General features: G+C 44.1%; 7 protein-coding genes. 1 reads left to right on the forward strand and 6 read right to left on the reverse strand.

Annotated elements, in window-relative coordinates; translation table 11 throughout:
• Positions 1 to 84: 84 nt before the first annotated feature.
• The 6 genes from AB4209_RS09545 to AB4209_RS09570 are packed head-to-tail and all read right to left on the reverse strand — an operon-like array spanning position 85 to position 9,142.
• The gene (locus AB4209_RS09545) at positions 85 to 2,223 is read right to left on the reverse strand and encodes an ATP-binding cassette domain-containing protein (RefSeq protein ID WP_102393126.1); all 2,139 of its coding nucleotides are present in this window, start codon (positions 2,221 to 2,223) and stop codon (positions 85 to 87) included.
• The gene (locus tag AB4209_RS09550) at positions 2,220 to 3,806 is read right to left on the reverse strand and encodes an ABC transporter transmembrane domain-containing protein (protein ID WP_102393127.1); all 1,587 of its coding nucleotides are present in this window, start codon (positions 3,804 to 3,806) and stop codon (positions 2,220 to 2,222) included. Before AB4209_RS09550 ends, AB4209_RS09545 begins: the two co-directional genes overlap by 4 nt.
• A complete protein-coding gene (locus AB4209_RS09555; RefSeq protein WP_102393128.1) occupies positions 3,796 to 5,220 on the reverse strand; it encodes a TolC family protein in 1,425 nt (474 codons plus the stop codon). Before AB4209_RS09555 ends, AB4209_RS09550 begins: the two co-directional genes overlap by 11 nt.
• Complete coding sequence (locus AB4209_RS09560) at positions 5,195 to 7,426, reverse strand: response regulator (RefSeq protein ID WP_102393129.1); 2,232 nt, start codon at positions 7,424 to 7,426, stop codon at positions 5,195 to 5,197. Before AB4209_RS09560 ends, AB4209_RS09555 begins: the two co-directional genes overlap by 26 nt.
• A gap of 3 nt (positions 7,427 to 7,429) precedes the next feature.
• Positions 7,430 to 8,779, reverse strand: coding sequence for an HlyD family type I secretion periplasmic adaptor subunit (locus tag AB4209_RS09565; protein ID WP_017060459.1), 1,350 nt, complete (start codon positions 8,777 to 8,779; stop codon positions 7,430 to 7,432).
• A gap of 12 nt (positions 8,780 to 8,791) precedes the next feature.
• Positions 8,792 to 9,142 carry a hypothetical protein gene (locus AB4209_RS09570; RefSeq protein ID WP_102393130.1) on the reverse strand — a complete coding sequence of 117 codons (351 nt, stop codon included), beginning with the start codon at positions 9,140 to 9,142 and terminating at the stop codon, positions 8,792 to 8,794.
• A 190-nt stretch (positions 9,143 to 9,332) separates the two neighbouring features.
• Here AB4209_RS09570 and AB4209_RS09575 point away from each other — a divergent pair.
• Positions 9,333 to 11,810: cadherin-like domain-containing protein (locus AB4209_RS09575; protein ID WP_372055684.1), on the forward strand; the 2,478-nt coding region annotated here is incomplete at its 3' end.

Consider the following 11,810-nt stretch of genomic DNA (forward strand, 5'->3'; position numbering starts at 1 on the left):
TGGGGCGAATCATCCCTCCCGCTTATGAATTTGTCAATTATATCCATTTCCCTAAATAGCGAATTGTGATTAAGCGTTGAGGTTTTAGCTTAAGCTGTTTAAGTATTTGTCTGTTAAGCCAAAATATTTCAAATTTCCATCCGGCTCTAACACTAAACTCATGTTTGATGTTGCGATCAAACCAGGGTCGTTAGTCGAAAAAATCACGGTCTTATTCAACAATTTATCGGAGAACAGGCGATTAAAGTATTGAGCGTTTTCTTGCTCTGCACCGTTGAACGGTTCATCAATGATAATCAGAGATTGCTCACAGTTACCTAGGCCAAGTACCAGACGCAGTTTTTGTTGAATTCCATTCGGAAGACTTTTGCATTTATCCACGCTTAACTGAGTAGCCAAGCCTTCCGGAAGCCATTCATCTAATTCGAAGAAGCTGATCATCTCTTGCATCTTGTCTGTTGGAATCAGTCCGTTGTGTAAAATGAAGTTGGTCTCAAGTGAGCCTTCAAAAATATGCAAATTGAAAGGGATGTAGTTAATCGACGTGCGATAACGGTAGCTATTGAACTGTTTAATGTTGTAACCATCGACAGATACAGCGCCTTGATAGCGGTCTTCTAACCCAGCAATGATTGAAATTAAGGTGGTTTTACCGCAGCCCGTAGGGCCACAAATGACCACTTTGGCACTGGGTGGGATTTTGAACCCCAAGTTAGTTAAGCCGGTTGCTGCTCCCGCGTATCGGTGACTGACACCGCTGCCCACGATGCTGCCTTGGAACAGGCGAATAGGCGGGCTTTTCTCTAAGGTTAATTTGTCGTCATTCATCGACATTAAATTGTTGATCTGTGCGGACGAAGCTTTGATCGACTGGAACTTGGAAATTGAGTTATAGATACCCATGATTGGGCCTAACGCTTTCCAAACCAGAATAACGGTCGCGAGCATGGCACCCGCATCAGAAGTACCTTCCATCACGCCAATAACTGCAGTCACGATACTTGCTGTGCCAATCACTTGGATCAAACTACCGCCAGCGGCCTGAATCTTACTGTTCGTTACGGCAACGTTCTCTGCATCGCTGGTGCTTTGCATATGCGATGCGCTGAATCGAGATTGAACGACACGAAGTAAAGGCAGGCCTTGGATAGTCTTGATACCACGAAGAATTTCATTCCATTGATACGAAACCATCGCATTGGCACGCGAACTTTTGGATGTGGCTTGCGAGTAGATATAGCGCGAGTAAATACAGAACACTAACATCAGTATTAAGCCGCCCATCACCACCAATGCCGCTGTACCAGACATCAGAGCAATGGCGATGATAAATACAATCACAAACGGCATATCAAAATAGCTAAGCGTTGATTCTGCGGTCACCAAGCGTCGGAAGGTATCGATATCTTTCAAACGCGCTAACTGAGAAGAGACCCCAGCTGTAGATGTCATCGCATAAGGTAGCCACAGCAGCTTAGATATAACGGCTTGCGAGATGTGCACGGCGAGATCTTTACCGGACGTGGCAATGATATTTACCCGCATCTTTTTAAAGAAATACTCCGAGAAGCCAACAATAATGGCGAATAAGGTTAACCAATAGAGTGTGGCTTCGGAGCTCGAAGTCAGTGCGAAGTTATATACACTCATAATAAAGAATGGCTGCAATGCACCGAGAATACTGATGACGAAGCTCAGAATGATCAGGCTTTTAAGTTCATTGTTATAACGATAGAAAGCGTATTTAATCCAATTACTTCTGTCTTGCGATTCCGGAGGTGGTTCGCGGAACAGACGAGAATATTCGCTAATCGCAATCAGCAAGCAGGGCTTTTTACACATTGGGTATTCAATGGTGTTGTTGTTCGTGTAATCAAACAGCAGCAACTTTCCATCTTTGGTGCCTAAGAAAATCGCACTTAGATTCTCTATTTCAATAAAGCATGGGTGTGGGTGCTTATCGATATTCTCGAGTGTCTTTAGTTTAGTAACATCACAGCGATATCCAAGGCGCTCTATGGTTGCTGTAAAGCTGTCGCCATCTTTGGGTTTTGGAATAAAAGCATCGCTGAGTATTGCGGGTGTGCCTTCCCATTCGAGTGCTATCAGGGTGTAGGCCAAACCACGAATAAGTGGCGATTGACTGTAACGTTCGTCGTATCCACTAGATTCAAAATCCAAGACACGTTGCGGCACATTATTGAAGTCAACTAGGATACTCATTGGTCACCTCCGGTAAGTTTTACGCGTTTGAGGCGGTGATTAAGTTTGTCCATTTTATTGCTGGCGATGATCAATATTTTGTCATTGGCGCGATAAGCCGTACTGGTGAGAACGACTCTCGCAAATTCCTCATCAAAGACACAATCGATGTCATCGAATATCAATACACGCTTACTGGCGAGCAGGGCACGAACTAATAATAAGGCGTAGCCAACTTGGCGAGAGAATGGGTTACGCATATGGCCTTTGAGTTCTGTATAAAACCCGGCAGGAAGCCCATCAATTTGCGCTTTGATGTTCATGGTTTCACACAGTGCAAACGCCGTGTTATTCAAGCTTGGTCGGAAACAGGTCAGGTTATCGATAATCGTCCCTTCTACGAACGAACTGGTCTTATCAACCATCAGAACACTGTTACGCCAAACGTTGTAATTGACGTCATCCAAAGGCGTGTCGTTAATCATGATATCGAGTTTGCTATCACTGTTCTGACGCGTAATACAGTTAGCGAGGTGGGTCTTACCTGAACCACTTTTCCCTGTCAGCAAATAGGCTTGTCCGAGTTCGAACTCGATACGCTGCTTTTCAGAATACTTAACCGAAATACGTTCAACTTCTGTTGTTTCATGTTGGTGTTCAACAGAGGCGGCCAATTCAAGGAGGTCAGCGATACGTTGGATATGGAGTTTGTTTAACTCCCAGCGGCTCGCGGTTCTCATTACCTGTTGATATGGCGCAAAGTAACGGTTGGTTAGCATGATGATCGCGGCCATGATGCCTTGACTCGATTCCATATTGATTACGGCAGTCGCCAAGACCACAACAACGCAAGCAATGGATAGCTGTTGGATGAGCGCCAAAATCAAGCCAAAGTTCGACTCGATTTGCTCATATTTGATGTTCTCCACTTCACGCTCTTCGACCATTTGTGTCATCAGGCTTTCAACGCGGTACTCCATGTTTCGCGCTTTAATATCAAGCGGGCTAGAGATGATCTCAATGATTTTGGAGGTAGTTAACCCTTCGATGTCTGACTTATTCTGCAAGCTACCAATTTTCTGTTTGGAAAGGCTCCAAGCGAAAATCGCTAAGACGGCCGAGGCAATTAGAAGGGTAATACCAGCCCATATGTTGATGAGACCGATGATAAGTATAGTAATCACGCTAACAGCAAGGTTGATAAGCGCTCGAACCGATTCTCCACCAAAGAAGGTCTTAAGTTCAGGAATCGTTGAGATTCGTTCTAGGTATTCGCCTGGCTCCAAACGACGGAATTTAGAGATTTCTGCCAAACAGATGGATTGGAATACCTTGTTGGTTAGGTTGGTTTCAAACTGCCTCATGATGACGGAAGATATCTTCTCTTCCTGACTTTTTAAGTGGTAGTCGAGGAAGATGGAAATCAAAATAATCGCGAACAATAAGAACAGCGTATCTTGTGCTTGGTTGGGTAACACTCGGTCAAAAATGATCAGAATAGAGAAGGGCAGTACCAAACCAAACAGGGTCGATATTATCGTTGAGAAAGTCAGATAACACTTATCTGCCATGTTGATATTTTGCGAAAATTGCTCAGTTTGCATTACGGCCTCCTTTCCTCAATGAATCCGTTGAGATAAGATGTTTCGGCACCAAATCTTGATTGTCGCGACCTTCAATATCGCTCATTAATTGCATCACGTTTTCGATAGATTGAATCGAGAGTATGCCTTTAATTTGCTCAAGCTTGATGGTCTCGATGATGTAGTCGTATCGTGCGCTTTCGTAGTCTCTTAACGCGCTGAACAGTTTACTTTCCGCCGCCAGCAAGTCGGTGATGGTACGCGTGCCTAATTGGTAGGCCCTTTGGATCCCTTTATAAGACGCGTAGTTGGCGCGAATGATGTTTTCGTAACTGCTTATAGATTGCGAGAAATCGTTAATGTTGAGCACGGAGGTATTCACGCTGTTACGTGTGGTGTAAAGCGCATCTTGGTAAAGCAGTTCAGTACGCTCGATGGCCGTTGATGATTTCTGATAACCATAGTAATCAGAACCACCGGACAAGATAGGCACGGCGAGGTTTAAGCCAACACTGGTTGAGTTACTTTCGCCTGTCGCTGTTGGATCTAATCTGTCGAAATTATTGGCATCATCGTGTCGATAGCTGGCTGAAAGCGACACGGTCGGTAAGAAATTCGTACCGCTCTCTTTTAAGCTTCTGCGGCTTCTCTCTACGGTCTTCTTTGCTACCAATAAATCGTTATTGAGCTTTAACGCCTGATCCATGATCGAGCGTTGCTCTGTTTCGTTTATCTCTTTTAAAGGCACGCTTTCGTATATGTCTTGCGACGGAGTAATAGGGTATTGAATTTGAATAGAGAGCCCGTTGATAATGACACGTCGATCTTTTTGCAAGGTTCTCAATCGGTTCGACACGCCTTCTTTCTGAGCGATCACTTCGTAAAGCTCACTGGCTGCGGTGTTACCAAGCTCTACATTACGTCGCATTTGATGTTCGCGCGTTTCGGACGATTTAAGCTCAACCTTGGTCGCTTTGATTTGGGCGTTGTTTTTCAAATACTCAAAGTATTGAGAACCGATTTCCGAAATGGTGCTTTGGATTTTGTTCTCGTGTTTAATCTCTTCGATATTGAAGTCGAGTTTTGCTGTCCCATATTTGAAAATGTCACTAAGATTGAATATGGATTGCGAAAGAGAAAGGCTGTAACTGTTTGAGTTATAGCTAGAGGTTTTATCGGGAACGCTCGATAGCAAGGTTTCATTCTCGTTCCATGTGGTATCGGCAGCACCATTGAGTGAAGGCAGAAACTTAGATCGGCTGATCCCAATGTTGTATTCGTTCTCTTCCACACCTTTATCACTGGCGCGAAGGGATAGGTTGTTTTGCAGGCCGAGTTCTACCGCCTCAAGCAGGGTAGTCGCCGATGCCGAAGGTGTCGTGCTTAAAGCAAGCGCAGCCATAATGCTGCTAGTTAAGTTTTTGTACCGCCACATACTTGTTGATCACCTTGATTATTTGGTCACTTTTATAAGGTTTGCTGATCACGTAATCCATTCCGGCTTCGATACAAGCCTGGTGTTCGTTACTGCTGGTCAATGCGGTTGCACCTATGATGGTACAAGGGTTCTTCTCGTTTTCTTGTTCAAACTGGCGAATACGTTTTGTGGCTTCAATGCCGCCCATACCCGGCATGATGCAGTCCATGAAAATGATGTCTGAACGTTTATTCATGAAGTGTTTCACTGCGTCAGCGCCATCGCCAACCATGTCTGGTTCATATTCTTGTTTGGTAAGAATCCGTTTAAGTAAAATCTGCTGAACTCGGTCATCCTCTACGATAAGGAATGAGCTGTTTTCCATCTGCTCTTCCGATGCTTCTGCTTCCATAATGGTGAGTAAGTTAGGAATAAACTCATAGGGGATGGCTGGTGAGTTGATGATCTTGTCGACGAAGCTATGACATTCTTGTGCTTGCTGAGTATTGGTTACTGACAACAGTAACTTGGTGTTTGGGTGGTTCTTAAGCTGAGATTTCACCGTCTTACTCAACGACGGCAGTTTGTTGGGTTCAAAGGTATCGGTCAACATTATCGCATCGTAATCACCGAACGTTTTCGCCGCAGAGAAAAGCTCATTTGCAGTGCGAATCTCGGTGATATCAAGCCCCAAGTTACTGAGCATTTTCTTCATCACATCGATACGAACTTGAGTATTTGCACACAAGAGTAAACGCTTGCCATCAAAGCGAGTTTTCTCTGTGTGGAAGTTCTTAGCCTTAAGATCCAGTTCAATCTGGAAACGTTCCTGAGCCCCTGATTGGAACCAGTGACTCTCGTAATATCCGTAATCCTTCAGAACGCTTTTCGCTAAGTCATCTGTGTTCGCAGTATGATCTTTGTGTGCGCTCCAATGGAGTTTATTGAGCTTGGCAACAGAGACATCCAGCGTTGATAAGAAATTGAGGTTGATGGTGACACGGGTGTTTTCCATGTCAGAAGCCGCACCCGATTCAATCGTCACAAACAGCTTCTTATTTGATTTGAGTTGAATAGCGTTAGAAAGTTGAAGGAACAGTATCCAGAATAAGCTGGTGGATTGGCCTGCAACACGATTCGGTAAGTTGTCAGAGATAAAACAGTCAAGTTGGCTTTCATTACGTTGTACTTTGGCACTGATATGAATCATTAATTCAGATAACACGCTCAGTAAAGAGAACTCTTTCGACTTGCTTTCCGTACCCTGTGATATCAAGCGATTATAGTTTTCTGCTAACTCAGATAGTGTGCTACACGCAGAGGTAATATCGTTCGCCATCAACACGCCGTTTTCATCGGTTTCTTGAACCAGATATTGGACACCACCGTTGATGGTGTTTGTAATTCCGCGAATCTCATAACCGATCAGCGCATACAACTGTTTGTAGAGATCGTTATTGCGCTTTTGGTCTTCTAATTTACTGAAAATAAGTTTGAGATGAGAGTAAATCTGACGCTGCTTGGGGTTGATGCTAACTTCATTAAGAAGCTCTTCAAGACGTTGTAAATCTAGCTGCTTCAGCTCTTGATACAGGGCATCGAATTCATAGTCGATTTCGCGTTCGTTAGAACTGGATTTCTTTAGCTTCAACATAGCAACTGAGTTGGATAGAATCGTAATCACAGCCAATATCACGACCACCATAAACAACCAGATAAAGAACTCGTTTTTTTCTGACATTAAGTCATTTGCATGGTTGTTAAACATGGTGCGATAGTTGTCGTCCATCTGCAGATAGTTATTGGTCAATGAAAGGTACAAGCCTAATACGTCGTTACGTGTTTTTGCGCTATCGGAGAAACGATTAATCGCCAATTCCAGTTGTGTGTATTCAGTTGCCCCAACCAAGCTGAACTCGGTTTTGTTCAACGAGGCTAAAGAGCGAAATTCATTAATTTCAAGCTTCAAGTTAACCAGGTTGAATTCGTTAGTGCCGCAAGTGTTGGTACTTAAACACTGTTGCAGAGTTTGAATATCTTGTTCTATGGTCTGATTAAGCTTCTGGGCTTGTATGAGCAGTGGGGCGCTTTGCACTTGTGCGACTGAATCTATTTTTGACCAAGAAAAGTATAAATAGAAAGCGAGCGCAGCCAATACCACGCTAAATAGTATGCTTAGACGTAGGGCGGGTATGGAAATATTGTACGAAGGTTTACCGCTCATTGATTATCTCTCATCGAAAGCATCCTCGATGGCTGACATCACCGGTTTCGCAGCGTATTCGATCACGCGACGCGAGCCTGTTTTCACATCAGCGGTAAACTCCATGTAAGGTGATAACTTGTATTGAGTGCCTCCTCGTTCAAGAAAGTTTCGGTCAATTTCAATCTCAGCTAAATAGAATTCAGCGTCTTCTTCTTCGTATGATGAACGGCTGATTGAGGCGATGGTTCCCTCAACAAACCCGTATTTTGCAAAGTTATAGGTATCCATTTTTACTTTCACTGCCTGACCAATTTCGACAAATCCCATGTCTTTACGTGGGATCTTCGCTTCACCGTGTAACGAATTATTTATTGGGGCAATATCGGCGATACTTTCTCCTGGCGGAATCACAGCAGAACGGAAATTGAAGTGAAGTTTATCGACCACACCATCGACTGGCGAGTAGACGACTAGGCGATCAACCTTGTCGGAATGCTGCGGTTGTAAGATTCGCTTTAGCTTGAGGTCTTTGTTCGCTTGAATGATTTGTGCTTGGTACTCAGAGTTTCGATTCTCAACCAAGTCACGGTGTTGCTTTTCCAGTTTGTCGAGTTGGAAACGCTCATTCATCACAGATTCGTCAAGGTTCTCAATCTCACGCACCATATTCGACTCTTGTACTTTCATGTTAAGAACGTCGACATAAGACGCCATCTCTTCTTTATAGAGGGTGTTTTTGATGTTGAGCTGCTTACGTATCAGAGAGAGTTGATTCTCTGAACTTTTGCGACGCTTTAACATTGAACTGATCAACGAGTTCTTGTGCTTAATATCGTGTGTAATGAGTTCTTCATTTGAACGGTTTTTAGAGAATTCTTGTCTCCAGGTATTCATGTTGACCTGAACTTGCTCAGGGTATTTCTCAATGAAAGCGTCGAAGTTAGGCTCTATCATGTCGCGTAAGCTTTCATAACGAATCTTATCGAGCTCTATCTGAATAATTTCAGTATTGACGGTATCAAGTTGAGTGTTACGGTCAAGTGAGCGTATTCGAGCGATAGGTTGGCCCTCATAAACGACTTCCCCTTTTCTGACTAACAATTCTTCTAATATCCCGCCTTCTAAATGCTGAACTTTCTCAACATCCGATTCCAATAGCAGTTCGCCACGTACAGAAACAACAATATCGATACGTGCTTGTGACGCCACCGCAATAGCGACCAAAGCGAGCAAGAATATAATGAGCAACGTTTTGTGAACGCTGGTCATGGCACTAGCAAGCACAATAGTGTCATCAGCTGTGACCTTAGAAGCCTCGTTATTGGAAACGAGTGCTTTTCTGAGGTGATGTTCTATTTGGTTATTGCTCATGACTGACCTCGGTTACTTGCCATCTATTACTTCCTTAATATCCAACAAGTGGTTGATTTGTCGATTGACGTTGTGCAATTCAGTTTTTACATCCTCTATTAGATCTTCCGGCGCAGGAAACTCGTGTCTACTCAAGTATTCCAATTTGGCCATTTTTGGCGGAAGGTCTTGGTCGCAAAGCAACGTTAAGATGGTCTTCAATCGTTTTGAGTAACTATTGAGTTCATCAAAATGATTACCGTTATGAAGCGCTTCTATATTTAGGGCTGCGTCAGAAAAGTCATTGTAAAAGTCGCCTAATAGCAATTGCAGCCCTTTGTGGTTGTTGTCGACCGAGCGCAACAAATTCGTCATGTCTATCATCGCTCCACTGCCTTAATTGCTTTAATCACAATAACTAAGGATCTTTAAAGGCAGTTTTCAAATTTTTTTTGATTCTTTCTCTTTAAAAAGAAATTATGAAAAATGTTGTATAAAAAATTGGTTTTTCAAAATGATGTCCTTTAATGCCTCTATAAATACGATCAGTTAGCTAGTAGCAACGGAGGCTGTAATGGCAGGCGAAAATAACCAAAATAACCAAAATGAAGATCTAAATGACGCGGTAGAACAAACGGACACGAACGACGCGGGTACGCCCTCCCAACAGCAGAATCAACAAAATCAACAAAACACGATTGCGTCGACAATAGCGACGGGTGCTGAAAATGCGGATGCGGCAGACGAAGTTAACCAGGCTTTAGACGAAAATCCGAGTGGTGCAGGTAATGCTGAAGATGCCTCGGCTTCTGGTGCGGCTGTGCAAGAAGAGACGCCAGAAAGTAGCAGTGATTCAGAGGCAGCTCAATCCAATGTGGTAGATAGTGTTGCTTCTGAAGGAGGAAGCGCTGAAGGTACATCGGGAAGTGGTGGTGAGGGTTCTGGTGCAGGTGCACAAGCTGTAGGTGGCGGTGGTGCTGCCGGATCTGAAGGGGGAGTTGATGCAGAAGGTAATCAAGCCCAAGGTCAAGCAGTACAAACTTCAGCAGCATCAAGTTCTTCAACAGACTCTGAAGGGTCACAAGGTGGTGATAATCTAGATTCGGAAACCGCAGAAGAAACGTTTGCAGTCGATGTTCAGGACCAAAGTGGTGAAGCAACAAATCAAGTAGAAGATGATTTTGATTCTGAAACGACGAGTGAAACTTTCCAAATCAATGTAGAAAGTGAAAATGATGCGCCAGAAGCTGAACAAGATCTGGCTTACATCATGGGTGAAGATGGCTCCATAACATTCACTCAAGAACAATTACTCGAATACGCAAGTGATGTAGATGGGGACGAGCTTGTTGCTTCTAACGTTCAAGTTGGTGATGATGCAACAGTTCAAGACAATGGTGATGGTACTTTCACCGTTGTTCCTTCAGCTGATTTTAATGGTGAACTTGACCTTACTTTCGACATCAGTGACGGCCAAGAAACGATTAGCAGCGCAATTGATTTAACGGTACGCCCGATTAATGACGCGCCTGTTCCTGAAGATAAAACGTTTGAAATCGAGGAAGACGGAACTCTTGTATTCACCGACGCTGACCTCCTTTCTGGTGCGACAGACATTGAAGGTGACAACCTGACGGTTGAAGGTATCACTTATGAAGGTACTGATGGCGTACTGACTGACTTGGGTGATGGCTCATATAGCTTTGCGCCAAACGAAAACTTTAATGGCGATGTGAATTTTAGCTTCGATGTGTCAGACGGTACCGATACCGTGTCTGCAAACATTGATGTTAGCGTGACTCCGGAAAATGATCCTCCAGTTGCAGGTTCTACTTCTTACACCGTAAATGAAGATAACTCGATTACCATTTCTGATGCACAACTATTGGCAACGTCTTCAGATATTGAAGGTGATGTATCGATAGACAGCGTGACTTACTCTGGTAGTGACGGTGTCCTTGAAATCAATGGTAACGGCACTTACACCTTCTCACCAAATGAGAACTTCAGCGGTGAAATTGCACTGGATGTGGTTGTTGCTGATGAAGATGGTGCGACTGACGCGACGACTGCGGGTATCAATGTTCTTGAAGTGAACGATCCGCCGGTTGCAGGCCCAACGTCTTACACCATTGATGAAGACTCAGTACTGAACTTCAGTGAGTCTCAAGTGTTGCTTAATGCCTCAGATGTAGAAGGGGATGTTGAGCTAGTTGGTATTAGCTACGATGGTCCTGAGGGTATATTCTCAGTAAATGGTGATGGCACTTGTAGCTTCGCACCGAATGAGAACTTTAATGGCCAAGTTCAGCTTGATGTCACCATTCGTGATGAAGACGGTGCAGAAGTTGAAACCGTCATCAATGTTGACGTACTGCCAATCAATGATGCGCCAGTGTCTGGTGATTTGGCTTACAACGTTAACGAAGATGGTTCAATCACACTGAGCCAAGAACAGCTGTTGTCTCAAGCGTCAGATGTTGAAGGCGATGACTTGACGGCCAGCAGCCTAACCGTTGGCGGTGATGCAACCGTTACTCAAAACGATGATGGCAGTTTCACCATCACGCCAGATGAGAACTTCAATGGTGACATCGATATCAGCTTTGATATCTCTGATGGCACCAATACGGTTCAAGCATCGGCTGACCTAACCGTTAACCCAGTAAATGATTTACCAGTACCTCAAGATCAACAGTTCAGCGTTGAAGAAGATGGTACGTTAATCTTCACCGATTCAGACCTATTAACAGGCGCTACAGACATTGAAGGTGATAACCTAACGGTTGAAGGTGTGACCTACGATGGCGGCGACGGTATTCTTACTGATAACGGTAATGGTACGTACACCTTTGCTCCGAATGAAAACTTCAATGGCGACGTCAACTTCGGCTTCGATGTCTCTGACGGCACCGATACGGTGTCAGCAAACATCGACGTAAGTGTGACTGCCGTTGATGATGCGCCTGTGTCTGGTGACCTAGCGTACTCAATCGACGAAGATGGTTCGATTCGTCTAAGCCAAGAGCAGCTGCTTTCTCAAGCATCAGAT

The sequence above is a fragment of the Vibrio sp. 10N.286.48.C11 genome (genome assembly GCF_041469805.1).
Taxonomy (GTDB): domain Bacteria; phylum Pseudomonadota; class Gammaproteobacteria; order Enterobacterales; family Vibrionaceae; genus Vibrio; species Vibrio crassostreae_C.